Origin of the sequence: Collinsella sp. TM09-10AT, from assembly GCF_003436275.1 — a bacterium.
Lineage (GTDB): Bacteria > Actinomycetota > Coriobacteriia > Coriobacteriales > Coriobacteriaceae > Collinsella.
On sequence record NZ_QSOP01000003.1, the window covers coordinates 1 to 25033 of the forward strand.

Here is a 25033-nt window from a genome sequence, read left to right on the forward strand (position 1 = left end):
ACGGTCCCGGGCTGACAATTTCGACTGTAATGGACGTTCTTAAACGACTAGTCACTGGGGACACTCTTCGCAAAAAGCTGCAAGGACCGTCCCCCACTGTCGGCAGAAAAGGAACGTCCCCATCTGCCGGATTAGGAGAGACTCTCCAGCACGCGACGGAGCTCCTGCTGGACGGCGTGGTCGCGGTTACAACCCACCACGCGATCGGCCACCGCCTTAAGCGCGGGGCGCGCGTTTTCCATCGCGCAGCCCGTGCCGACAAAGCGAATGATCTCGTAGTCGTTCATCGAGTCGCCAAACGCCATGACCTCGTCGCGACCAATGCCGTAATGCTCCGCGAGCTGCGCGATACCCGAGGCCTTCGACACACCGGGCTGCATGGCATCGATCCACGCGTTGCCCGAAGGCGCAAAAGTAAAGAGCTGACCAAGTTCGCGCTGTAGCACGTACGCACTGTCCATAACCGCACTGTCGTCGCAAAAGATACTCGCTTTGATGATATTTACGCTGGGATCGGGCAGCTCCCAAATACGCTCGGCATTGGGAAGGTCCTTATCGACCTCACGCACGAACTTGCACTCGTCATCGAGCAGGAAGGACTTGGTTCGGTCAAAGAGCGCAAGATGCAGATTGGGAAACGTCCTGACGGCTTGGGCGAGCCTTCGAATCGCCAGGTGGGAATACACCTCACGGTCTACCATCTTACCGTCGGCGTAGACTTGGGCGCCGTTAGCGGCGACAAAGTCCATCTTGTCGCGAACGGGCGCAAAGAACTCGCACAGGCGATCGTAGCGACGACCTGACGATGCGGCGAAATGCACGCCATGCTCGTGTAGCGCCAGAATCAGTTCGTAGGTCTCGGGAGGCACCTGGCCGTTTTCGTCAAGCAGTGTGCCGTCCATATCGGATGCAATCAGTTTAAACATAGAAAAGCTCCCTTCGGGCTTGTTGGAATCGAACGTGTATCCGATTCCAACGTACCCAAAGGGAGCTCAAATAAGACTCCGCGGGCGTAAACGTTACAAGGACCTGGCAAATAGCTCACACATGCCAGAGGTCTCACGGTCGCGGCGTCAGGCGACACGCCACCCCGACGGCTAGTCGTTTAAGAACGTCCCCGATGACTAGTCGGCGTAGGTGAAGGTCGTGACGTCGAACATGCCCTCGGGGCGGATGCGGAGCGTCGGGATTACCGGCAGGGGCAGGAAAATGATGCCCATGATGGGGTCGAGCGGCGGCTCGATACCCATGGCGCGCGCCTTGACCATAAAGTCGTCGTGCTGCGCGGCGACATCCTCGGCCGTGCCCTCGCTCATAAGGCCACCGAGCGCCAGCGGAATGCGCGCCACGACCTCGCCGTTGCGCACCAGCACGTGGCCGCCCTGGCCCACGGCCTCAACGGCAGCCATCATATCCGCCGCGTTGTCGCCCACCACGCACACGTTGTGCGAGTCGTGGCCAATCGTGGAGGCAATGGCGCCACCCGTGATGGTAAAGCCGCGCACCCAGCCGCGACCGATATGCTTGCCAACCAAGCCCAGACCCGCGGGGCCGTCACCGTCGGCGCCCTCGGCCTGCAGCGACACGCCGCGGCCGTGGCGCTCGATCAGCATAATGCGGCGCAGGCCCTCGGCACTCTCGGGGCGAGCCATACCTGTGATAGCCATACCCGGGATGACATCGATAACGGCCTCGCCCGGCTTAAAGGCATAGTCAAACACGTCGAGCGAAAGCTTCGGCAGCTTAACGGAGGCGCGCAGCTCATCGGCAAGGGCCGCAACCTCGGCCATCTCGGGTGCGATCTCGCCCACAAAGGTGCCATCCTGCGCCACCAGAGCACCGGCGGCATATACGCAATGCGGAGCCGTAGCAAACGTCAGGTCATTGAGCACCAGCAGGTCGGCACGCTTGCCCGGGGCAATCGCACCACGCAGCTCGTGCGGGTCGCGGCAGCCGTGATCCAGGCCAAACGCCTCGGCCGTGGAGAGGGACGCCATAGAGATAGCGACCACGGGGTCGATACCGGCCTCAATCGCCACGCGGCAGGCATTGTCGATCATGCCAGTCGCAAGCGCATCGGAAGGGGCGCGGTCGTCAGTCGCAAAGCAGCAGCGGCGGGCGCGCGCGGGGTTCTCCAGCAGCATCGGCGACAGATTGGCCAGGTCATGGCTGCACGTGCCCTCGCGCAGCATCACGTACATGCCACGAGACAGTTTATCGAGCGCCTCCTCGGGAATCGTCGACTCGTGATCGGCGATAATGCCCGCCGCGGCATAGGCATTAAGGTCCTTGCCGGCAACGAGCGGTGCATGGCCGTCGACCTGCTTGGACGGCGTCTGGTTGGCAGCATCGATGCGAGCACAGGTCTCGGGGTCGGCCATAAAGACACCCGGCAGGTTCATCATCTCGCCCAGGCCAAAAACATCGCCCGGATGCTCGGCAAAAAACGCCTGCATATCGGCAGCCGAAATAACGGCACCGGCCTGCTCGTCGGGCAGCGCGGGCACGCACGAAGGCATCATGTACTTGATGGAGATGGGTGCGCGGCGGCCGTCCTCGATCATAAAGCGCAAGCCGTCGAGACCGGCAACATTGGCAATCTCGTGGCTGTCGGCAATGGCGGTGGTAGTACCGCGCGTCGCGGCCATGCGAGCATACTCGGCGGGACGGATGTTCGAGGACTCAATATGCAAATGCCCGTCAATAAAACCGGGAGCGAGATAGCGACCCTGGCAGTCGATGACCTCAGTTGCCTCGTAGGTGCCAGCAGCATCGTCGCGACCATCGTAGAGCACGCCGACGATCACACCGTCCTTGACGGCAACGCTACCGGGCGCCACACGCTGGCCATACACGTCGACGATCTGCGCATTGGTAAACAGCGTGTCGACGGGCACGCGCCCCTCGGCAGCATCGATCACAGACCTCATGACCTCAACGGACATACATACTCCTTTAACCGTAGAAAAAAGCTGCGGAGCGGACAGACCTTCACCGCAGCAAGCCAATAGCCATTGTATGCCCAAAAGAAAGTCCCGCTAACACCCCTTCCGCTTAACGGCACCGCCAAATGATCCCTCCGTCCCCAAGGGATCGTCGTAACCAAAAAGGCCGCAGTCGGGATTCCCGGCTGCGGCCTTATTGCACTTGTGAGGTCAACTCGCTCGTTAGACCAACTTAAAGCCCTTGCGCTTGCCCACGGAGAGGGTGTCGCCCAGCTTGAGGGCGCTCGGATCGATGTTGTAGCTCTTGGGAGCCACAGCCTTGCCGTTGATCTTGACGCCGCCGCCGTCGATGTCGCGGCGGGCCTGACCGGCGCTGGCCGAAAGGCCCAGGTCCTTGAGCAGGCCAGCGAGGTAAATCTGGCCCTCGTCGTTGACGGTCAGCTCAACGTGCTTCTCGGGGAAGTCGGCAAGCTGGCCCTCCTTGAACACACGGTCGAACTCGGCCTGAGCCTCGTCGCCGGCGCCAGCACCGTGGTAGGTGTCGCACAGGTCGCGGCCTAGAGCGCGCTTGAGCTCGTAGGGGTCGGCGGAGCCATCGGCCAGGGCGGCATCGATCTTGTCGACCTCGGCCGGGGTGAGCGAACTGGCCAGACGATAGTACTTGCCAATCATCTCGTCGGGGATGGACATGGTCTTGCCGAACATATCCTTGGGAGCATCGGTCAGGCCGATGTAGTTACCGTAGGACTTGGACATCTTACGGACGCCGTCGGTGCCCTCGAGCAGCGGCATGGTGAGCGCGATCTGCGGTTCCATGCCCATCTTCTCCATGAGCTCACGGCCGGCGAGCAGGTTAAAGAGCTGGTCGGTGCCGCCCATCTCGACGTCGGCCTTGATCTGCACGGAGTCGAAGGCCTGCATCACGGGGTACAGAAACTCGTGCAGGGCAATCGGCGTCTGGGACTGGTAGCGCTTGGTAAAGTCGTCGCGCTCGAGGATGCGGGCGACGGTGAACTTGGAGCACACCTGCAAAAGACCGGCCAGGTCCATCGAAAGGATCCAGTCGCCGTTGTGCACGATGGTGGTCTTCTCGGGGTCCAGGATCTTCATGGCCTGGCTCACGTAGGTCTCGGCGTTGGCCTCGATCTGCTCCTGCGAAAGCTGCGGACGGGTGGAATTCTTGCCCGAGGGGTCGCCGATCAGCGCGGTACCGTTGCCAATGATAAGGGTGACGTTATGGCCCAGGTCCTGGAACTGGCGCATCTTGCGCAGGGGCACGGCGTGGCCCAGGTGCAGGTCGGGGCTGGTGGGGTCGACGCCGAGCTTGATGTTGAGGGGCTCGCCCTTCTCAAGCTTCTTGCGAAGGTCGGCCTCGGGGACGATCTTCGCGGCGCCCGAGGTGATGATACGCATTTGCTCGTCAACAGACAGCATTGGGTATCCTCCTTTTGCCATAGCACCCTCACCGGATACGGCGGTGCTGGAAGTTCATAAACTCTCTTATGATAACCAAAACGGCGCGGCCGAACACCTACGACAGGAAAATCCTCGTCCTGCCGCACGCATCAACGGCGACCGGCAGGCGCATGCCGTCGCGCTCGACCAAATATCGTGTTTGCTGACGGCGCGAGCAGTCACGGCAACGGATCTGCCCCGTTGCATCCGTGGCGCAGGCGCCCTCGGCAGTCAGCAAGCAGTGCTCGCACACCATGAGCTCGGGACGGTCGGCATCGACAGGCCCCAAGACACCGGGACAAGCGGCAAGCTCGGCAATACGCTCCGCATCATTGCCGAGCAACTCGGCCGGCAAGTACACCCGCCCCGCACCGAGTCCGCGCAGCCAGGTAAGCGTGGCCCGATTCGCGCAGAACACCGGCGCCGCCACGTCAAACGTCACGCCCAGCTCGCGAGCAATCACCACCTGTCCCAGGTTGCGGCAGACGACGCGCCCGGCACGCTGCATCAGCGAGCGGGTCCGGTCAGCGTCACCCGTGCGGCACACCTCGTCAAGCACCACAACGGTGTCGGACAAATCGAGTTCTCTGCGCGGGTCGGTATCCATCAGCTGCCAAGCAAAAACCATGCGAGCGGGAACCGCGCACTCCACCAACTCCGGCGACGCACCGCTATCCACCGCAACGTCCTCAAAGGGCAGCACCTCAACGGCACGCGCAACGGGCGCAATCGCATCCGCCTCGGCCCGCATGCGCTCCAACACCGCCGCCGTCTGATCCAACACGCCGGCGCTACGAATCAGGTATACCTCGCAGCCCGCGTCCACCTTACGCTTGCAATGCACGACGACGCGCTTCCCCGCTGCGGCATCCACCGGGCAGGGCACCTGCGGCCAGCGCTTGGGCACATCGGGACGCGCGTCGACACCCGGATAGAACCGAATCTCGAGCGTGTCACCCGCCGCCACGGCGGCATCGAGCTCAACGGTCACCTCTTCGTGGCCCACAGCGACCAAGCGCCCCACGCGCACGCCCTGGTTAATTGCACGCTCAAAGCTCATCAGCTCGGCACCCGAACGCCCTCGCAGGTACGCATCGGTAAACCCACGGTTAAACGACCTTCCCAGCTCGCGCTCAAGCTCTTCCACGGCACCGGGGTCCCACGCGCCGTCGCGCAGCATATCGAGCGCCCGGCGCCAAACCCGCACCACGTTGAATACGTAATCGGGGTTCTTCATGCGTCCCTCGATCTTGAGCGACGCAACGCCAGCATCTACAAGCTCGGGCAGATGCGCAATACCCAGATAGTCATGCGGACACAGCAGACGATCCCCCTCAACGGCGACAACGCTCTGCCCCGCCTCGTCCACTAGGTCGTACGCCAGACGGCACGGCTGCGTGCAGTCGCCGCGCATCGCCGATCGTCCACGCCGCAGGGCCGAGAACTCGCACGCCCCCGAATAGCCGATGCAAATCGCACCGTGGCAGAATACCTCGATGGGCACGCCCGTGGCACATAGCGCCGCAATCTCGTCGACCGTCAGCTCGCGTGCCGTCGTCACGCGCTCGACCCCCAGCTCATCGGCGGCAAGCCGCACGGCACCCTCGCTATGAGCGCCCGCCTGCGTGGACAGGTGAATCTCGACCCCGGGAATCGCCGCGCGCAGCGCGCAGGCCAACCCGGCATCGGCGACAATCAGAGCATCGGCGCCCAGCTCCAGTGCATGAGCTCCCAACGCCACCGCGTCGGACAACTCATCGTCAAACACGAACACGTTGAGCGTTACGTACACACGCACGCCATGGGCATGCGCCACGGCGCAGCCGCGCGCAAACTCGTTATCCGTAAAGCCATGGGCGCTCACACGGGCGTTAAAGCCGCCCAACCCCGCATAGATGGCATCGGCGCCCGCGGCGATGGCCGCAAGCATCTGGTCGAGCCCGCCCGCCGGCGCCAGCAGCTCGGGCAGCGCCGCACCGGCAGCATCCAATCCAGTCTCGTATTGTCCGCTCGGCCCCATCGTCCGAATCGCCATCGACAAACTCCTTACCAAGGTATGCATTCACTCTGAAAAATGCCGTCTTCCAGCATACACGAGGCCTCGCGCGCCCCGTTTGGTTTATCGTGTAATAACTTATGTCCATCCTGCCCCGACGGCACATCCACCGTCTGGCACGACATACCTGGAGGTCAATATATGGGTCCTCGCCAACGACAGGGACACAGCCGTTCAAAGACGCACGCCCTGCCCATAATCCTGCTCTCGTTTTTGGGCTTTCTGCTGATTGCGGGCGTGGCGTTTGGCATCGGCATGCTCGGTAACGTCAACCGCTGGCTGTCCGATCTGCCCGACTACACCGACGCCAACGCGTATCTGGTGAGCGAGCCCACCGAGATCGTCGACTGCAACGGCAACAAGATCGCGAGCTTCTACACGCAAAACCGCAAGTCCATCACCAAGGACGAGGTCTCCCCCTACGTGCTGCAGGGCACCGTTGACGTCGAGGACGAGCGCTTCTACGAGCACGGCGGTATCGACCTGTGGGGTATCGCGCGTGCTGCGGTGGCAACCCTCGGCGGCGGGCACGAAGGCGCCTCGACGATCACCCAGCAGCTTGTGCGCAACACCATCCTGCAGGAGGAGCAATTCGACTCGACCATTGAGCGTAAGGTGCGCGAGGCCTACATCGCTATCAAGATGGAGGACATGTACTCCAAAGACGAGATCCTCATGATGTACCTCAACACCATCTATTACGGCCACGGCGCCTACGGCATCGAGGCCGCAGCCGAGACCTATCTGTCCAAGAGCGCCGCCGACCTCACCCTGAGCGAGGCCGCGCTGTTGATCGGCCTTCCCAACTCGCCCTCGCAGTACGACCCCACGGTCAACCCCGACCTGGCGCTGTCCCGTCGCAACAAGGTCCTCGACAACATGTTGCGCCTGGGCCACATCACCCAGGAGGAGCACGATGCCGCACAGGCCGAACCCATCACCCTCAATGTGACCGAAATCTCGGGCAGCGGCGTCGACGTATACTCGCAGCCCTACTTTGTCTCCTACGTCAAGCAGCTGCTGGAGCAGGAGTTCTCGACCGACGTGCTCTTTAAGGGCGGCCTGACCGTCAAGACCACCATCGACCCCACGATGCAGCAGGTGGCAGAGAATGCCGTCCGCGAGCAGCTCGACACGCTCTCGCTTGACGGCCTGGACATGGGCATGGTCGTCGTCGACCCCAAGACCGGCTACATCAAGTGCATGGTGGGCGGCTACGACTACAACGCCGACGAGAACCACGTAAACCATGCCACGGCCAAGCGTCCCGTCGGCTCCACCTTTAAGGCCTTTACGCTGGCAACTGCCATCCAAAACGGCATGAACCCCAACGTCACCCTCAACTGCAACTCGCCGCTCAAGGCCAAGGGCACCACGACCGAGGTCCAAAATTACGCCAACCAGAGCTATGGCAACATCACGCTTAAGCAGGCGACGGCATACTCCTCCAACACCGGCTACATCCAGGTGGCGGAAGCCGTCGGTAACAGCAAGATCATCTCGCTCGTCAAAAAGCTCGGCATCGACCCCGCCAAGGACAACATCGAGGACGTTCCCGTCATGACCCTCGGCACCGGCTCGATCTCGCCGCTCGAGATGGCCGCCGCCTACGCGACGTTTGCCAACGGCGGCTACTATCGCCAGCCGATCGCCATCACCGAGATTGACTCTCGTACCGGTTCGGTGCTGTACCAGCACACCGACAATCCCTCACAGGTGCTTACCGAGGGCGAGGCCGCCGCGGTCACCGATGTTCTGTCCGGCGTCATGAAGGGCAGCGGTACGGGTGCTGCCGGCGCTCTGAGTGTCAACCAGCCCTATGCCGGCAAGACGGGCACCACCGACAACACCACCAACCTGTGGTTCTGCGGCTATACCCCGCAGCTGGCGTGCGCCCTGTGGACCGGCTATTCCGCGGGCGAGATCCCCATCCAAAAGTACGGCACGGACCTGCTGGGCGACAGCACCAACCTGCCTGTCTTTAAGCGGTTTATGAACACCGTTCTGACCGGTACCGAGCGCGAGGAGTTTGCGACCGGAACGGCGCCCACCTACAAGAACAACAGCGTCTGGAAGTTCTACGGCACCAACAACACCAAGAAGTCGGAGAACGACGACAAGGACAAGGACGAAGAGGAAGAGGAAACCACCACAACGACTACCACGACGACCACGACCACCGAGACCACGGGCGGCGACACCACCGGCGGCACCGGTACGACCGGTGGCTCGACGGGTGGCTCCACTGGTGGTTCGACCGGCGGCGATGGCGGCACGCCTACGCCTACGCCTACGCCTACGCCCACTCCCGACCCCTCGCCCACGCCTGACGATACGGTCGGCTAAGAAGTACGCGACTAAAGCCAACAAGGCCCCGAGCAGCTTATTGAACTGCTCGGGGCCTTTTAGTTTGAAGCGACCTGGTGGGCGGTCTTTATACCGGCAAACAAAAAGGGGTACCGACCAACGTCGATGCCCCTTACAAGCCACTATGTCAGCGCACACAATGCCGAGCGCACGACCCGCACACCTACTTGCGAGAATTGCTCAACTTATTGATCAGCGCCTCGAGACGCTCGCCGTCCTCGGCCGTCTGGGCAATAACCAAAATCGTATCGTTGCCGGCAAGCGAGCCAAGCACATCGGGTAACTCTGCCGCATCAACGGCGGCGGCGATGCCGGAAGCCGTGCCAGGCTGAGCCTTGATCATAACCAGATTATCAGTACGCAGAACGCCCGTTACGAGCTCGGAAACCATACGCTGCAGGTGCAGGTCCTCTGCCAGAACATAGATGCCCTCAGGGAGCTTACGCAGCCCCATATCGGCAATATCGCGAGAGACAGTCGCCTGCGTGCAATCAAAGCCCATAGCACGGAGCTCATCGACCAGCACGCGCTGCGTGCGGACATCCTTATTGCGCACAATATCTCTAATGGCATCCTGGCGCCCATTGCGTTTTTTAGCCATACAAACCCTCTCTCCAAAAGATGGCGGAGACAATCAATCAGTGATTGAATAGTTTAACGCTATTTGAAGGCTTTTGTGTATAAGAACGCATTTCGAAACAATTCTATGCAAGTTTGTTTCGTAATGAGCCGTTTAGGCGGTTTTTGCGCCCGTCCGGTTAAGAAAAGCTGCCAGATGCGTACACATCACGCAGCGCGCGGGCTTGGCGCTGGCGATCGGCCCAAACAACAGACCGAGTCCCCGATGGTTATCCTTGAGCGCGGCGACCATCTGACGGGTTCGAGGCGCCTCGAGCATATCACGCATGCGGGCGGAACGCTCGATTGACGACACCCCATGCGGGCTCAGACACAAATTCTCGATGCAGGCGACCAGTCCGGCAAAGTAGAACTTTTGGCTTGCCAGCTTGAGCCGACCACCGCTATCTGCTTCCGAGAGTGAGTCCGCAAGCTCGTCGAGCGCTCGAGTGTCATCGGATATCCTGGCATACATGGTGGGATCAAAGGCATCTGTAAGCTTAGGTGCCGCCGCGTGGAAACAAGCGTCGCCGCAGCCGGACACGAATCGTGCCTGCGAGAGCGCATAAGCCATAAACTCAACCGTACGGTACGCCTTGCCGCGCGACAGGCATGCCTCAAACAGCGGACGGCTATACATCACGCCAGAGGTCTGAGCGACTAGGCCGCCCAAAATCAACTGGGGCAGCCCAGTCACCATAGAAGACTCGTCTTCTATGGCAATAGAGGCAGCATCCAAGACGCGCGAATGACGCTCGCGATGCGCATCGTATCGATCGAGCGACACCGAGGGGAGCACAATGTCTGCCGCAGTATCGCACGCGATATCGACCATCTTGGAAAGGGCCTGCGGAGCAAACCACTCATCGGCGTTCATGGCGATGATTTGAGAGCCGCGCGAGGCATCAAAACCGGCACGAAGACAAGCGCCGCGCTTCGCGTCCTCGACGTCAATCAAATCAATATGGATGTCCCTGTCGGCAGCAACTTGAAGCGAATGGCGCACACCGGGCGCAGCATCGCGGCAGACAACGACAATCTGCAAATCGTAGAGGTCTTGGTTCTGGATACTCTCGAGCGCACGCATCGCATAGCTGGGCGAACCTTCTACCACAAGGATCACCGAAAGTCGCGGATGCGAACCACGTCGAACCAAGTTTTCCATCCTCTCGATAGCACCAAATCAAACTGTCGTTCATGGTACACCCGAGCTATAAAAGCAACGAGCCGCCTAACATGTTGCACGCCAAGAACAGATGTTGCACACGCGCAGCTCACACATAGTATGTGCAAGGCACAGACGCGCCGAGCACTCCCCTAGTCGAGAACGACAAGCTCGTCGGGGCCGTAATCCACACCCATAAACGTAAGGCCGCAGGCAGGCGCCGTGGGACCCGCAGCGGTTCGGTCACGGGCGTCAATAACCTCGCGCATCCACTGGGGATCGCGACGATGCATGCCAATCTCCACGAGCGTTCCTACAATGGTACGCACCATCGAGTGCAAAAACGCATTGCCCTCGATAGTGAAGGTCAGGATATCCTCGCCAAAAGCGACCTCGTGGCCAAACTCCGCACGCATCACGCAGCGGTGCGTGGGCTTGCCCACAGCAGAGGCAACCTTGCAAAAGCTCTTAAAGTCCTGCTCGCCCAAAAGCGCAGGGCAGGCGGCCGCCATCGCATCTACGTCGAGGGGATAGCGATGCCACCACACCGCACCGCGCGAGAGCACGGGGCGCGCATCGCGATCGGCAATACGGTACGTATACGTACGGGACCGCGCGTCAAAGCGGGCAGAAAAGCCCCTACGGGCCTTGTAGACCTCGTTTATGGCGATATCTTTGGGCAGGAGGGCATCCATAGCCCTCAGCCACCTACGGCGCGTACACGCGAGCTCAGCGTCCGTAACGGGCACGCTGATGTACTGAGCCACGGCATGCACGCCGGCATCGGTACGCCCCGCACACGTCAGATCGATCGGGCGGCGAAGCAGCGTCTCGATGGCTCGACGTAGCTCACCCGCAACCGTCGTCTGTCCCGGCTGCTCGGCAAATCCGCTATACGACGAGCCATCATAGGCCACGCGAAATACGAGCGTGGCGTCAAGCTCGGAAATCGAATTGAAATCAGACGGCGCAGTCATGGGCGCTCCCAACAAACAAGCAACGGTATCGCGACAAAAAAAGAGGGGTACGCGAACGTACCCCTCGAATATAGCCTATGCAGACGGAATGTCTACTCAGCGGTCTCCTCAGCAGGAGCCTCCTCGGCAGCGGTCTCCTCGACAGCCTCGACCTTCTTGGGAGCAGCGGCCTTCTTGGGGGCCGGAGCAGCCTTCTTGGCCTTAGGCGTGCAAGGCTCGGTGACGAGCTCCATGATAACGATGGGAGCGTTGTCGCCCTTACGGTTACCGAGCTTCATGATGCGGGTGTAACCGCCGTTGCGGTCCTGCCACATGCCCTGAGCAGCCTTGTCGAAGATCTCGGCAACGAGCTGCTTATCGCCGAGCTTGGCGATAGCCAGACGACGAGAGTGCAGGTCGCCCTTCTTGGCCCAAGTGATGATCGGATCGACGACCGAACGCAGCGCCTTAGCGCGGGTCTCGGTGGTCTTGATGCGGTCGTTCTCGAAGAGGGCCTTAGCAAGGCTCTTCTTCATGGCCTTGGTGTGGCTCGCATCGGTGCCGAGCTTCAGGCCCTTCTTAACGTTGTGACGCATGGTCTAGTTTCTCCTCAAATATGCGAAGCATTAAGCCTTCAGGCTCAGGCCCATGGACTCAAGCTTGTCCTTCACTTCCTCGATCGACTTAACACCGAAATTACGGATGTTGAGCAGATCGTTCTCCGAGAACTCAACGAGCTGACGGACCGAGTGAATGCTGGCGCGCTTAAGGCAGTTGTAGGAACGGACGGAAAGGTCCAGATCCTCGATCTGCTTGTCCAGCTCGGCGTTGTCGTTGGTGACCTCGGGAGCGAAGATCGAAGCCTCCTCCTCGACCTCGGGGGTCTCGGCAAGGTTCATAAAGGCGGCCATATGCTGGTTGATGATATTGGCAGCCTGGACCACGGCGTCGCGCGGGGCGATGGAGCCGTTGGTCTCGATCTCGAGGACAAGGCGGTCGTAGTCGGTATGCTGACCGACACGGCAAGCCTCAACGAGCTTGGCGCAACGGGAAACCGGCGAGTACAGCGAGTCGACATGGATCACACCGATGGGATCGTTGTCGCGCTTGTTGGCCTCGCCAGAAACATAGCCGCGGCCATAGCCGATGCGCATGCTCATGGTGAGATGGCCACCCTCGGTGAGCGTAGCGATGTGCTGCTCGGGGTTGACCAGCTCAAACTCGGACGGAATAAAGAAGTCCGCACCGGTGACCTCGCAGGGGCCGTCAACCGAGATGGTGGCGGTCGCCTCGTCGGTCGTGCCGAGAGCCCTGAAGACAAGACCCTTGACATTCAGGACGATGTCGGTGACATCCTCGACCATGTTAGGGATGGTCATGAACTCGTGCTGCGCACCATCGATCTGAATAGCCTCGACGGCGGCACCCTCGAGCGAGGACAGAAGAACGCGACGAAGGGAGTTACCCAGCGTATCGCCGTAGCCACGCTCGAGCGGCTCGACGGAGACACGAGCAGACGTCTCGTTGATCTCTTCGACCTGAACCTGAGGCCTAATGAATTCTGACATGTATTACCTCCAGCCTCAGCAGCCCGGATGGACTACTTAGAGTAGAGCTCGACGATGAGCTGCTCGTTGATATCACCGCTGATCTGCTCACGCGTCGGCAGAGCGAGCACGTTACCAGACAGCTTCTCGATATCGACCTCGAGCCAGCCAGGGACCTCAAAGCGCTCGGAGGAAATCAGAGCCTCCTTGATGGGGAGGAGGTCACGGAACTTCTCGCCGACAGCGACGACGTCGCCGGCCTTGACGCGGTAGGACGGGATGTCCACGCGCTTGCCGTTCACGGTGAAGTGACCGTGACGGACGGACTGACGAGCCTCTTTGCGGGTGCGGGCGAAGCCAAGACGGAAGACGACGTTGTCGAGGCGAGACTCAAGGATGATCATGAGGTTCTCACCGGTGACGCCGTTCATCTTGCGGGCCTTGTTGAAGTAGCCGTGGAACTGCTTCTCCAGAACGCCATAGATGAACTTGACCTTCTGCTTCTCGCGCAGCTGCATGCCGTACTCAGATTCCTTGCGACGGCGCTTGGGCTGACGGATAGATTCCTTCTTGCTGCTGTAACCGAGCTCAGCGGGATCGATCCCGAGCTGACGGCAGCGCTTAAGAACAGGAGTCCTGTCGATTGCCATATTGATACGATCCTTTCAGTTACACGCGGCGACGCTTCTTGGGGCGGCAGCCGTTGTGCGGAATGGGGGTCTTGTCCTGGATGCTCGAGACCTCGAGGCCAGCAGCCTGGAGGGAGCGAATGGCGGTCTCACGACCGGAGCCGGGGCCCTTGACGAAGACGGAAACCTTCTTCATACCGTGCTCCATGGCCTGCTTGGCAGCAGCCTCGGCAGCCATCTGGGCAGCGAACGGCGTGGACTTACGGGAGCCCTTGAAGCCCACCTGGCCAGCCGACTTCCAGGAAATGACGTTGCCCTGGGGATCGGTGATCGAAACGATCGTGTTGTTGAACGTAGAACGAATGTGAGCCTGGCCCACGGAAATGTTCTTACGGTCCGCGCGCTTCAGACGGGCAGCGCGAACGTTCTTCTTAGCAGTAGCCATCTATCTAGCGCTCCTTATTTCTTCTTCTTAGCACCGATCTGACGCTTCGGGCCCTTGCGGGTACGAGCGTTAGTGTGGGTGCGCTGGCCGCGGACCGGGAGGCCCTTGCGGTGACGAAGGCCGCGGTTGCAGCCGATGTCCATAAGGCGCTTGACGTTCTGGTTGCGCTCACGGCGGAGGTCGCCCTCAACCATGATCTGGTTCTTATCGATATAATCACGGATGGCGTTAACCTCATCCTCGGTGAGGTCCTTAACGCGCGTATCCACGTTAACGTTGCACTCGACGCAGATCTTCGTCGCAGTGGTGCGGCCGATGCCGTAAATGTAGGTCAGACCGATCTCAACGCGCTTCTCACGCGGGAGGTCGACACCATTAATACGGGCCAACGTAGTCTCCTCTCTTAACCCTGACGCTGCTTATGACGGGGGTTCTCGCAAATGACGAGGACCTTGCCATGGCGCCTAATGATTTTGCACTTATCGCACATCTTCTTGACCGAAGGACGTACCTTCATCGTTCTTCCTTTCGGTAGCGCTCAAACTACTTCCCTACTATCTACTCGCCCAGCCGCAGGCGTTTAAAACTATGGCTGGTCTTCACACACAATCCGACCGTAGGTTGAGCTAAGCCTGCAGTCGGAAATGGAGTGCGCGTATGCGTGCCGCTATTTGTAGCGATAGGTGATGCGGCCGCGGGTCAGGTCGTACGGGGAAAGCTCCACGACAACCCTGTCACCGGGGAGAATACGGATGTAATTCATTCGGATCTTGCCAGAAATGTTGCACAGAACCGAATGACCGTTCTCGAGCTCGACCTTAAACATGGCATTGGGCAGCGGTTCCTTTACCGTACCCTCGAGCTCAATTGCGTCTTCCTTCTTCACAAGCAATCATCTTTCTCTAGAAAACGACAGCGATTGAGTATTCTACAACACGTATGCACGCATCGTAATAACTTCGTAATGGCTCCACAACTAAGTGGAACTTGTTACATTTCTCCGCCTTGGAGCGAACACCAAGCACCTTGGGCATCCGTGGTGATAATCACCGGACCGTCATTGGTAATGGCGACGGTGTTCTCGTAGTGTGCGGCGGGCAGGTGGTCGTTGGTCGTAACAATCCAACCGTCGGAGCCCGTGCTCACATGGTTGGAACCCATCGTAACCATCGGCTCGATGGCAATGACCATGCCGGCCTGGAGGCGAACGCCCCTCCCCTTCTTTCCATAGTTAGGAACGTTGGGGTCCTCGTGCATCACGCGGCCAATGCCATGGCCCACATAGTCACGAAGCACGCCGTAACCGTGAGACTCGGCGAGGGACTGAACGGCGTAACCAACATCCCCGATATGGTTACCGGGAACAGCCTGCTCGATGGCAGCCTTAAGGCAATCGCGCGTGACCTCGCACAGGGCCTTGGCCTCGGGCGTGGGTGTGCCGACAAAAAACGTCCAAGCGTTATCGCCAACCCAACCGTCGACAACGGCTCCCGTATCGATGGAGATGATATCGCCATCGCGCAGGATCATGTCGGGGTTGGGAATACCGTGGACCACGGCATCGTTAATCGATGCGCAAATGGTACCGGGGAACCCGCCGTAACCCTTAAAGGCCGGGGTGCCGCCATGCATACGGATAATCTGCTCCGCGAGCTGATCGAGCTCAAAGGTCGAAACACCAGGGCGCACCATGGCTCCAACGTGGCGGAGCGCCATCTTAGATAGCGCTCCTGCCTTCTTCATCTGCTCGATTTGCGTTGCAGACTTAATCTTGATCATAGACCGAGAGCCTCTTTGACATCCCCGTACACGGTCTCGCGAGCCTGGTCACCGTTGACCGACTTGAGCAGACCCTGGCCACGATAGTAGTCGACGAGCGGGCTCGTGGACTTCTCGTAGACGTCGAGACGGTTCTTGATGGTCTCGGGCTTGTCGTCGTCGCGCTGATACATCTCGCCGGCGCACTTGGGGCAGGTAGCATCGGCAGCGGTGCCGGTGTAACCGCAGGCGCGGCAAGTGCGACGCGAAGACAGACGAGCGATGATGACCTCGGGGGCCACGTCGACCAGAAGGGCGCAGTCGATCTCGCGACCCATGGCGGAGAGCTCGGAATCGAGCGTCACAGCCTGGGCGGTGTTGCGCGGGAAGCCGTCGAGGATGAAGCCCTGCTGGGCGTCATCGGCAGCAAGGCGCTCCTTGACAAGGTCGATCACGAGCTGGTCGGGAACGAGCTCGCCAGCGTCCATGTACTTCTTAGCCTGAATACCAAGCTCGGTGCCACCCTTGACGGCAGCACGCAGCAGGTCGCCCGTGGAAATGTGAGCGACGCCAAACTCGGCGACGAGCTCCTGTGCGACGGTGCCCTTACCGGCACCCGGAGCTCCGAGCAATACGAGGTTCATGAGCAATCCTCCTCTAGCCTATTTAAAGAATCCATCGTAATCATACATCTTGATCTGGCCTTCGAGCTTATCGACCGTGTCGAGCACGACGCCGACCATGATGAGGATGGACGTGCCGCCAAATGCCTGGATCAGATGGTTACCCGTGAAGGAGAAGATGATCGAAGGCACGATGGCGATGAGCGCCAAAAAGACAGCGCTGGGAAGCGTGATCTTGTTGAGCGCGTTCTTGATGTAGGCCGCGGTAGCCCTACCCGGACGGACGCCCGGAATAAAGCCACCCTGCTTCTTAAGGTTGTCGGCCGTGTCATCGGGGTTGAACACCATGGAGGTGTAGAAGTACGCGAAGAACACGATGAGGACAACGTTAAGCACCCAGTTGAGCCAACCGGTCGAAAGCGCAGAGGCAACTGCCTGAATCCAGCCGATGCCGGGGAAGAACACGGCAATCTGAGCCGGGAAGTACAGCAGCGCCGAGGCAAAGATGATCGGCACGACGCCCGCGGTGTTGACCTTGATGGGCAGGTAGGTTGTCTGGCCACCCATCATGCGACGGCCCACGACGCGCTTGGCATAGGAGACCGGGATGCGGCGCTGGCCGCGCTCAAGGAAAACAATCAGCGGGATAACCAGCAGGATGATGGCGCAGATGATCACCATGGTGATGATGCCACCGGCATTACCCTCGGTGCTGGAGAAGATAGCCTGCGGAAGGCCGGCCATGATGTTCGCAAAGATGATCAGCGACATGCCATTGCCGATACCGCGCTGGGTGATGAGCTCACCAATCCACATGATCAGCATGGCGCCCGCAGTGAGCGTGCCGACGACCATGAGGTCGAAGATGATCTCGGGAGCGCCGGCGCCATTAAAGCTGATGCCGAAGCTCTTAAAGAGGAAGAGGTAACCCACGGAGTTGAGGATTGCCAGAGCCAAGGTGAGGTAACGCGAATACTGCGTAATCTTGGTCTGACCGACCTCGCCCTCGCGGGCAAGCTCATGCAGGGAAGGCACGACGGCCTGGAGCATCTGGAGGATGATCGAGCTGGTGATGTAAGGCATGATGCCCAGCGAAAACACCGACACATAGCTCAACGCGCCGCCAGAGAAAAGATTCAGGAGGGCCATAGCACCTGCGGCGACCGAATTGTTATCGGTCGAGAAAAGGCCCAGCATCCCCTGGAAGGGAATGCCGGGCACAGGAACGTGCGCACCAATGCGGTACACGACGAGCATAGCTATGGTAAAAAGAATCTTTTCGCGCAATTCTTTGATGCGGAAAGCATTCTTAAGACCATTTAGCACGGCAGCTCGACCTTTCCGCCGGCGGCCTCGATCTTGGCCTGCGCAGAAGCGCTGACCTTGTCGACCTTGACCGTGAACTTCTTGGTGAGCTCACCATTGCCGAGCACCTTGACGGGCTCGAACTCGCTCTTGGTGATGCGAGCGGCCTTAAGAGCGGCACCGTCGATCACAGCGCCATCCTCGAACTTACGCTCGAGACGCTCAACGTTAACAGCGGTGTACTCGATACGACGGGGGTTGCGGAAGCCCGGAAGCTTGGGCAGGCGCATAGCCAGCGGAGTCTGGCCACCCTCGAAGCCGGCACCCTTGGTGCCGCCAGAGCGGGAACCCTGGCCCTTCTGGCCGCGGCCAGAAGTGGTGCCGTGACCCGAAGAATTGCCACGGCCGACGCGCTTACGGTTCTTGGTGGAACCGGGCGCGGGAGTAAGATCGTGAAGCTGCATTTGCTACTCCTCTACAATCTCGACAAGGTGCTTGACCTTGAAGATCATGCCGCGGACGGACTCGTTGTCAGCAATCTCGCGAACCTCGCGGATCCTGTGGAGACCGAGGGCACGGACAGTACGGACCTGGTCCTGCTTGCAACCGTTGGTGCTGCGGACCTGCTTGATCTTGATGGTGTCAGCCATGCTTAGTTCTCCTTACCGACGAACATCTCGGAGACCGTCAGGCCACGGCGAGCCGCGACGTCCTCAGGGCTGGAGAGCTCCTTGAGGCCCTCGACGGCAGCCTTGATGATGTTGAGGCCGTTGTCGGTACCGAGGGACTTGGACAGGACGTTCTTGATGCCAGCAAGCTCGAAGAGGGGACGCACAGCGCCGCCGGCGATAACGCCGGTACCCTCGACAGCGGGCTTGATGATGATGCGGCCGGCACCAAAGTGGCCGAGAACCTCGTGCGGGATGGTGCCCTGCTCGGTCACCGGCACGTGGAACATGTTCTTCTTGGCATCGAGAGACGCCTTGGAGATGGCCAGGGGCACCTCAGCGGACTTGCCCATGCCAACGCCGACGTTGCCCTTGCCGTCGCCAACGACGACGAGAGCGACGAGGCTCATGCGACGACCACCCTTGACGGTCTTCGACACGCGGTTGATGTAAACGACGCGCTCCTCGAACTCGGAGGCCTCGCGCTGCTGCTTCTGATTACGAGCCATGTGCTACATACCTCCTAGAACTCGAGACCGGCGGCACGAGCACCGTCGGCGAGGGCCTTGACGCGGCCATGGTAGATACGGCCACCACGATCGAAGGCGACCTTGGTGATGCCGGCCTCGATGGCGCGCTTGCCAACGAGCTGACCGACCTTCTCCGCAGCCTCCTTGTTCGAGGTGTGGGTGCCCTTGAACTCGGCCTCGAGGGTCGAGGCAGAGACGAGCGTCAGGCTGGAGCCCTTGCTGTCGTCGATGATCTGGGCATAGATGTTGGCGTTAGTACGGGTCACGCGAAGACGCGGACGCTCGGAGGTACCCGAGACCTTGCCGCGAACACGACGCTGACGACGCTTGAGGCCTTCCAGCTTCGCCTTATGCTTGTTCATACGTAAACTCCTAAAAAGGTTGATCTTGCCAGCACCTGACGGGGTGCTGGTCTTATGCGAGTGAGTCGGTTACGACTACTTGGCGGCCTTACCCAGCTTGCGGCGGATGTGCTCGCCAACGTAGTGGATACCCTTGCCCTTGTAAGGCTCGGGAGGACGATGGCCGCGGATCTCAGCGGCGATCTGACCGACCTGCTGCTTGTTGATACCCTTGACGTTCACGTGGGTGTTGTCGGGAACCTCGAAGGTGATGCCCTCGGGAGCCTCGACGATCACGGGGTGCGAGAAGCCCAGGGAGAACTCGAGGTTCTTGCCCTTCTGCTGCACGCGGTAACCGACGCCGGCGAGCTCGAGCTTCTTCTCGAAGCCCTCGGAAACGCCAACCACCATGTTGTGGATGAGGGCGCGGGTGAGGCCGTGGCGGGCACGGGTCTCACGCTCGTCGTCGGGACGGGAAACGGTGAGGACGTTGTCCTCGATGTTGATAGCGAGCTTCTCAAAGACATCGAGCTCGAGCTGGCCCTTGGGGCCCTTGACGACAACGTTGTTGCCGTTGACTGCCACTTCGACTCCGGCGGGAATCTGGACAGGCTTATTACCGATACGAGACACGGTGATCTCCTTTCCTTCTACCTACCGAGCGAATTACCAGACGTAAGCGATGATCTCGCCGCCGACGTTGTGCTTGCGAGCATCGCGGTCGGTCATAACGCCATGGCTGGTGGAAATAATGGCGGTACCAAGGCCACCGCGGACGCGGGGCATGTCGGCAACGCCGGTGTACTTACGCAGGCCCGGCTTGGAAATGCGGCGGATGCCGTTGATGACCTTAGCCATCTTGGGACCATACTTAAGCGTGATGTGCAGAGTCTTCTGGGGAACGGTGTCCTCGACATCGTAGCCCTCGATGTAGCCCTCCTCGTGCAGAACACGAGCGATCTCGACGAGCTTCTTGCTGCTCGGCATGGAGACCGTGGCCTTGTTCACAGAGTTAGCGTTACGGATGCGCGTAAGCATATCTGCGATCGGGTCTGTAAGGTTCATACAGATTCTCCTTCGTTCTTGATGAACACGTGCTCTTGGTTCTTCGCCGCCCTTAACGGCAAAGCCTTTTTAGCGCGTTTTCCCTGTTCCAAACGGATGCTTGAAACGCTGGTAGTGACTTACCAGCTGGCCTTCTTAACGCCGGGAAGCTCGCCCTTGAGTGCAAGCTCGCGGAAGCAGACACGGCACAGGCCGAACTTGCGGTACACAGAGTGCGGACGGCCGCAGCGCTGGCAGCGCGTGTACTCACGAGTAGAGAACTTCTGCTTGCGATTGCACTTGACGATCATCGATGTCTTAGCCACTTATATCCTCCTCACATAGAGTATTGTTCGCCCCAAGCGCCGCCCCCTTCTGGGAACGGCGCTCATAGGGCAGGTGAACCTATTTCTTGAACGGGAAACCGAAGGCGTCCAGAAGGGCCTTGGCCTCCTCATCGGTATTGGCGGTGGTCACGAAAGTGATGTCCATACCACGCTGGTGATCGACGGAGTCGAAGTCGATCTCGGGGAAGATGAGCTGCTCGGTGACGCCCATGGAGAAGTTACCACGGCCGTCGAAGCTCTTGGCGGAGATGCCGCGGAAGTCGCGGATACGGGGAATCGCGACGGAGGTCAGACGATCGAAGAACTCCCACATACGGTCGCCACGCAGGGTAACCTTGCAGCCGATCGGCATACCAGCGCGCAGGCGGAAGGTAGCGATGGACTTGCGGGCACGGGTGATCATCGGCTGCTGGCCGGTGATGGCGCGCAGGTCGCGCACGGCACCGTCGATGGCCTTGGAATCGGTAGCGGCCTCGCCGACACCCATGTTCACGACGATCTTCTCAAACTTGGGGATCATCATGACGTTCTCGTACTGGAACTTGTCCTGAAGCTGCTGCTTGACCTCGTTGTTGTACTTGGTCTTCAGACGCGGCACATACTTCTCTTCTGCCATTGTTCACTCCTTCTTGGGGTTTTAAGCACGGGGCGTGGCCACGATGGGTTGTCCTCGTGCCTCCTGGCTGCATCCGCGCCGCTCATGGCATTTCGCGGTTTGGACTCGACGCAGCAGGAGCCGACAAAACAATCGGTACTATACGCGCATCGGGAGCGTATTTCCAGAAAAACCTCGTCTGCCTGCACAACTCCACAACTCCCCCGCACAAATTGATCCCTAGGGCACGGAGGAAAACAGCAGTTGCGGTGAGATAGGGACTGTTTGATGGCTTAAAAGGCTTAAACAGTCCCTATTCCACCGCAACTCATATATGGGGCGTTATTTTTGGCGCGGGAGGACCAGGTTGAGGATCACAGCAACGAGCGCGGCGACGGCAATGGAGGATCCGCCAAAAACGGTGCCAACCCATGCGGGGAATCCAGCGCCGGCAAGCGCGCCGGCCGTGCGCTCAATGCCCGTGCCAAAGGCGATAGAGAGACCCATGAGCGTGGTATCGCGCTGAGACAGGCCGTGGCGGGCAAACATGACCACACCGTTCATACCGATGGTCGCGAACACGCCAATCGTGGCGCCACCGATGACCGGCTGCGGAATAGACGTGAGCACCGCCGCACACTTGGGCAGCAGGCCCGCGATGAGCAGGATGGCAGCCGCAAGCGTAAAGACCATGCGGTTGACGACCTTGTTCTCGGCGATAATGCCCACATTCTGGCCAAAGGTTGCCGTGGGGACGCCGCCAAAAAAGCCTGACAGCATACCGACCAGGCCGTTGGCGATCAGGCCACCCGAGATCTGGCTATCGGTCGCAGGGGTATCGAGCGCAGCGGACGACACGGCGGCAAACTCGCCCATGACCTGTACTGCGTTGACAATGGCGACAACGCCCACAACGGCGCACGCGGCCGGGTCGAACACCAGGCGATGGGCGCCCAGGGCCGGCGGGGCGAACCAGCTGGCGGTCGCGATGGCCGAGAAATCGACCATGCCCAACACCGCAGCCAAAACAAAGCCCGCGCAGATACCAGCCAGGATGCTGCCCAGCCTAAGCGCGCCCTTGCCGTAGTTGCCAGCCATAAAGGTGACGACGAACGTCACAAGTGCGACGGCCCAGTTGGTGACACTGCCAAAATCGGCCGCGCCCTCCCCGCCCGCCATGGAGGCAACTGCCACTGGGCATAGCGACAGGCCAATGACAAAGATGACGGTGCCAAGCACCGGGGCCGGAAATAGAAAACTCACGCGCCTAAACAGTAGGCCGAAGAGCGCGACGAGCGCGCCGCCGATTACCTGGGCGCCCAGTACGGCCTCAAAACCAAGCTCAAGACCGACTGCCTTGAGCGCCGGCACGAAGGTAAAGCTCGCACCCATCACAATGGGCAGGCCCGAACCGACGACACCTTTTATGGGAAACTGTTGAAGGAAAATGTCAAGCGCCGAGAGGACGAGCGACGCCTGGATGACGGCGGCCTCCTCCTGAGGGGTAAAGCCACAGACCGACGCGATAATGATGGCGGGCGTGACGATACCCGCGAATGCCGCCAGCACATGCTGCAGTGCATGGGGTAATACCTGCACAAACGAAACTTTTCCCGTACGCTCGAACAGGGCATCCCCTGCTGCCGACTCTGCCATTTGCGCCTCCCATACCCTAGGCAGCGGCCCCATGCCGCTCAACGGTCGGACATTATAGGGCATATGGCACAGGTAGCATTTTGACCCGCATGCGGCAGAGGGCTGGGGCAGCTCATTTGGGATGCGACTAGCGCTTGCGGGGGACGAGTTTGGTGCGACGCAGGTGGATCATCTCGGCGGCGATGGAGATGGCGATCTCCTCGGGGTCCTCGGCCTCGATGGCGACACCAATCGGCAGGTGCAGCTCGTCGATCTGCTCCTGCGTAAAGCCCTCCTGCTCCAGGCGGGCGCGCACAAAGGCGGTCTTGCGGCGCGAGCCCAAGCAGCCCAGATAGGCGGGTTTGGCGCGCATGGCCTGAATCACCACATCGATATCGGACTTGTGACCCGCCGTGGCGACGACCACCAGGTCGCGCGGGCCGATGGGGCACTGCTTGCTCAGGCTCTTGTAGTCGACCAGACGACGGTCGTAGACACCGGGCACCCAATCGGGGGTCAGCGTGCCGGGGCGGTCGTCGCAAGCCACGACGGCAAAGCCCGCCGCCGTGAGCACGCGAGCCGTCGCAGCGCCCACGTGGCCGCAGCCAAAGATATAGGTCAGGCCCTCGGGGCAGAGCGTCTCGATGTGCGCCGTGGGAATCTCGGAGGCGGCGTTGGTGTAGGTGACCTTACTCCCCTCCTCCACCAGCGAAAGCCCGGGGCAGCCCGCAATGGTGCGGCGCGATTCCTCGCCATGGTACTCGGCCACATCGCCCTCGAGCACGCTCGCGATAAACGGCTCAAAGTCGATGACGAAGTCGCCGATGCGCCGATAGGCCAAGATGTCGGCAACCGACTGGAACAACGGCGCCTGCGATACATCCAGGCGCAGATAGCACAGGCAGATGGCTCCGCCGCAGATCATGCCGGTATCGGAGTTCTCACCGCCCATGGTGTAGCGGACCAGACGCGATTGACCTGCGGCCAGCAGCTCGCGCGCCTCGTCCAGCGCAAAGAGCTCAATCTTGCCGCCGCCGATGGTGCCCGCTTGGCTGCCATCGGCAAAGACGGCCATCCAGGCGCCCACGCCGCGCGGCGATGACCCTGCCGTGCCGGCCACGACCACGAGCTCGCACGTCTCGCCAGCACGCAGGGCGGCAAGCGCCGCATTCACCACATCGAGCTTTTCCATTGCCGCCTTCTATCCTCTAAAGACATCGGTGAGCATAGCGAGTGCCTCGAGCACGCCGCCGCCGACCGACGTCGCCTTGTCCGAAATATAGTTGATATAGCTGGCATCGCCGCGCGGATCGACGTCGGCGCATTTAAAGCCCTCAGTCACCCGCACGCCGTTCGCCAAAAGCCCGCGCAGACAGCCATCGATCTGCGTGCACATGGGTGTATCTCCCGCGTAGCCAATCACGTCTCCGGCGCTCACGATGTCGCCGATTGCGCGGTCGGACCGAAACACGCCGGCGGCGGGGCTGTGGATAACTCGTTCCTTGCCGTAGCCGGCGATGACGCCCGGCACGCCCGTGTTGGGCTGGGGCGAACCTTGGGTAATGACGCGGCCCAAAAAATGCCCGCGCATGGTTTCGACCGCTGCGTCGCAGTCAACCGGCGCGGTGAAGCCCGGTCCCACGGCGATGACGGCAGGCGCCATATCGCGCGTGGTGCCCAAGTTGCGCTTAGCCAAAATCGCGTCGACCACAGCCGTGGGTTTAAGCTCATCGAGCATCTTGGCCTGAGGGTCTACCACGACGGCGACGTCTCCAGCCTCGGCAATCGCAAGCGCCTCAGCCGGCGTCTGTGCCAAGCGAGCGCGAATGCCCTCGACCTCGACCTCGCCCAGGCGAATGGCCTCGCAAAAACTGATTGTGCGGCGGATGCACGTGGGAACCGCGATATCGGCCATAACGACCGACACGCCGGAGCGTACCAAGCGAGCGGCGACGCCCGTGGCGATATCGCCAGCGCCGCGAACATAAACGAGCATTCCCGGGA

General features: G+C 60.6%; 29 protein-coding genes. 1 reads left to right on the top strand and 28 read right to left on the bottom strand.

Annotated elements, in window-relative coordinates; translation table 11 throughout:
* Positions 1 to 131 precede the first annotated feature (131 nt).
* The 4 genes from DXD77_RS01760 to DXD77_RS01775 all read right to left on the bottom strand — a co-directional run bounded on the left by DXD77_RS01760 (position 132) and on the right by DXD77_RS01775 (position 6435).
* The gene (locus DXD77_RS01760; protein WP_006235286.1) at positions 132 to 926 is read right to left on the bottom strand and encodes a Cof-type HAD-IIB family hydrolase; all 795 of its coding nucleotides are present in this window, start codon (positions 924 to 926) and stop codon (positions 132 to 134) included.
* Between the two features lie 198 nt (positions 927 to 1124).
* Positions 1125 to 2945 carry an adenine deaminase gene (locus tag DXD77_RS01765; protein WP_117564190.1) on the bottom strand — a complete coding sequence of 607 codons (1821 nt, stop codon included), beginning with the start codon at positions 2943 to 2945 and terminating at the stop codon, positions 1125 to 1127.
* A 222-nt stretch (positions 2946 to 3167) separates the two neighbouring features.
* Positions 3168 to 4379 (bottom strand): tyrosine--tRNA ligase, encoded by a 1212-nt coding sequence (gene tyrS / locus DXD77_RS01770; protein WP_117564189.1) that lies wholly within the window; start codon positions 4377 to 4379, stop codon positions 3168 to 3170.
* Positions 4380 to 4476: 97 nt separating this feature from the next.
* On the bottom strand, positions 4477 to 6435 hold the full coding sequence (locus DXD77_RS01775; protein ID WP_158549071.1) for a U32 family peptidase: 1959 nt from the start codon (positions 6433 to 6435) through the stop codon (positions 4477 to 4479).
* Positions 6436 to 6597: 162 nt separating this feature from the next.
* Between DXD77_RS01775 and DXD77_RS01780 the strand changes: the two genes are divergently transcribed.
* Complete coding sequence (locus DXD77_RS01780) at positions 6598 to 8802, top strand: transglycosylase domain-containing protein (protein WP_117646117.1); 2205 nt, start codon at positions 6598 to 6600, stop codon at positions 8800 to 8802.
* A gap of 184 nt (positions 8803 to 8986) precedes the next feature.
* Here the strand turns inward: DXD77_RS01780 and DXD77_RS01785 are convergent, their stop codons facing one another.
* From DXD77_RS01785 to yqeB, 24 genes are all read right to left on the bottom strand, one after another.
* Positions 8987 to 9424 carry an arginine repressor gene (locus DXD77_RS01785; protein WP_006235280.1) on the bottom strand — a complete coding sequence of 146 codons (438 nt, stop codon included), beginning with the start codon at positions 9422 to 9424 and terminating at the stop codon, positions 8987 to 8989.
* 132 nt (positions 9425 to 9556) lie between these two features.
* A complete protein-coding gene (locus tag DXD77_RS01790; protein WP_117646116.1) occupies positions 9557 to 10606 on the bottom strand; it encodes a glycosyltransferase in 1050 nt (349 codons plus the stop codon).
* Positions 10607 to 10758: 152 nt separating this feature from the next.
* Complete coding sequence (truA, locus tag DXD77_RS01795) at positions 10759 to 11583, bottom strand: tRNA pseudouridine(38-40) synthase TruA (RefSeq protein WP_117564185.1); 825 nt, start codon at positions 11581 to 11583, stop codon at positions 10759 to 10761.
* Between the two features lie 92 nt (positions 11584 to 11675).
* Complete coding sequence (gene rplQ, locus DXD77_RS01800) at positions 11676 to 12158, bottom strand: 50S ribosomal protein L17 (protein ID WP_089573564.1); 483 nt, start codon at positions 12156 to 12158, stop codon at positions 11676 to 11678.
* Positions 12159 to 12188: 30 nt separating this feature from the next.
* Entirely contained in the window at positions 12189 to 13130 is a 942-nt protein-coding gene (locus DXD77_RS01805) for a DNA-directed RNA polymerase subunit alpha (RefSeq protein ID WP_006235276.1), read from the bottom strand.
* A gap of 32 nt (positions 13131 to 13162) precedes the next feature.
* Complete coding sequence (gene rpsD, locus DXD77_RS01810; protein ID WP_006235275.1) at positions 13163 to 13759, bottom strand: 30S ribosomal protein S4; 597 nt, start codon at positions 13757 to 13759, stop codon at positions 13163 to 13165.
* A gap of 19 nt (positions 13760 to 13778) precedes the next feature.
* Positions 13779 to 14183 (bottom strand): 30S ribosomal protein S11, encoded by a 405-nt coding sequence (gene rpsK / locus DXD77_RS01815; RefSeq protein ID WP_006235274.1) that lies wholly within the window; start codon positions 14181 to 14183, stop codon positions 13779 to 13781.
* A gap of 14 nt (positions 14184 to 14197) precedes the next feature.
* Entirely contained in the window at positions 14198 to 14572 is a 375-nt protein-coding gene (gene rpsM / locus DXD77_RS01820; protein ID WP_022094275.1) for a 30S ribosomal protein S13, read from the bottom strand.
* Positions 14573 to 14586: 14 nt separating this feature from the next.
* A complete protein-coding gene (rpmJ, locus tag DXD77_RS01825; RefSeq protein ID WP_006363204.1) occupies positions 14587 to 14700 on the bottom strand; it encodes a 50S ribosomal protein L36 in 114 nt (37 codons plus the stop codon).
* 150 nt (positions 14701 to 14850) lie between these two features.
* Complete coding sequence (gene infA, locus DXD77_RS01830; protein ID WP_035137443.1) at positions 14851 to 15069, bottom strand: translation initiation factor IF-1; 219 nt, start codon at positions 15067 to 15069, stop codon at positions 14851 to 14853.
* A gap of 104 nt (positions 15070 to 15173) precedes the next feature.
* Entirely contained in the window at positions 15174 to 15962 is a 789-nt protein-coding gene (map, locus tag DXD77_RS01835; protein ID WP_117564184.1) for a type I methionyl aminopeptidase, read from the bottom strand.
* A complete protein-coding gene (locus DXD77_RS01840; protein ID WP_117564183.1) occupies positions 15959 to 16585 on the bottom strand; it encodes an adenylate kinase in 627 nt (208 codons plus the stop codon). The genes map and DXD77_RS01840 overlap by 4 nt, the downstream gene beginning before the upstream one ends.
* An 18-nt stretch (positions 16586 to 16603) precedes the next feature.
* Complete coding sequence (gene secY / locus DXD77_RS01845; RefSeq protein WP_089573561.1) at positions 16604 to 17890, bottom strand: preprotein translocase subunit SecY; 1287 nt, start codon at positions 17888 to 17890, stop codon at positions 16604 to 16606.
* On the bottom strand, positions 17884 to 18333 hold the full coding sequence (rplO, locus tag DXD77_RS01850; protein WP_006235267.1) for a 50S ribosomal protein L15: 450 nt from the start codon (positions 18331 to 18333) through the stop codon (positions 17884 to 17886). Before rplO ends, secY begins: the two co-directional genes overlap by 7 nt.
* Before the next feature lie 3 nt (positions 18334 to 18336).
* A complete protein-coding gene (gene rpmD, locus DXD77_RS01855; RefSeq protein WP_006235266.1) occupies positions 18337 to 18519 on the bottom strand; it encodes a 50S ribosomal protein L30 in 183 nt (60 codons plus the stop codon).
* 2 nt (positions 18520 to 18521) lie between these two features.
* Positions 18522 to 19046, bottom strand: a complete 525-nt coding sequence (rpsE, locus tag DXD77_RS01860) for a 30S ribosomal protein S5 (RefSeq protein ID WP_055252236.1) — start codon at positions 19044 to 19046, stop codon at positions 18522 to 18524.
* 14 nt (positions 19047 to 19060) lie between these two features.
* Entirely contained in the window at positions 19061 to 19429 is a 369-nt protein-coding gene (rplR, locus tag DXD77_RS01865; RefSeq protein ID WP_006235264.1) for a 50S ribosomal protein L18, read from the bottom strand.
* 75 nt (positions 19430 to 19504) lie between these two features.
* Positions 19505 to 20041 carry a 50S ribosomal protein L6 gene (gene rplF / locus DXD77_RS01870; protein ID WP_117564182.1) on the bottom strand — a complete coding sequence of 179 codons (537 nt, stop codon included), beginning with the start codon at positions 20039 to 20041 and terminating at the stop codon, positions 19505 to 19507.
* 33 nt (positions 20042 to 20074) lie between these two features.
* Positions 20075 to 20473: a 30S ribosomal protein S8 gene (rpsH, locus tag DXD77_RS01875; protein ID WP_117647521.1), complete on the bottom strand. Its 399-nt coding sequence runs from the start codon at positions 20471 to 20473 to the stop codon at positions 20075 to 20077.
* Between the two features lie 119 nt (positions 20474 to 20592).
* Positions 20593 to 20778, bottom strand: coding sequence for a type Z 30S ribosomal protein S14 (locus DXD77_RS01880; protein WP_022094280.1), 186 nt, complete (start codon positions 20776 to 20778; stop codon positions 20593 to 20595).
* Between the two features lie 79 nt (positions 20779 to 20857).
* Positions 20858 to 21415, bottom strand: a complete 558-nt coding sequence (gene rplE, locus DXD77_RS01885; protein WP_006235260.1) for a 50S ribosomal protein L5 — start codon at positions 21413 to 21415, stop codon at positions 20858 to 20860.
* A gap of 321 nt (positions 21416 to 21736) precedes the next feature.
* Complete coding sequence (locus DXD77_RS01890; RefSeq protein WP_158548927.1) at positions 21737 to 23050, bottom strand: uracil-xanthine permease family protein; 1314 nt, start codon at positions 23048 to 23050, stop codon at positions 21737 to 21739.
* A 127-nt stretch (positions 23051 to 23177) separates the two neighbouring features.
* Entirely contained in the window at positions 23178 to 24221 is a 1044-nt protein-coding gene (locus DXD77_RS01895) for an XdhC family protein (protein ID WP_117564180.1), read from the bottom strand.
* 9 nt (positions 24222 to 24230) lie between these two features.
* Positions 24231 to 25025 carry a selenium-dependent molybdenum cofactor biosynthesis protein YqeB gene (yqeB, locus tag DXD77_RS01900; protein ID WP_117564179.1) on the bottom strand — a complete coding sequence of 265 codons (795 nt, stop codon included), beginning with the start codon at positions 25023 to 25025 and terminating at the stop codon, positions 24231 to 24233.
* Positions 25026 to 25033: the final 8 nt, after the last annotated feature.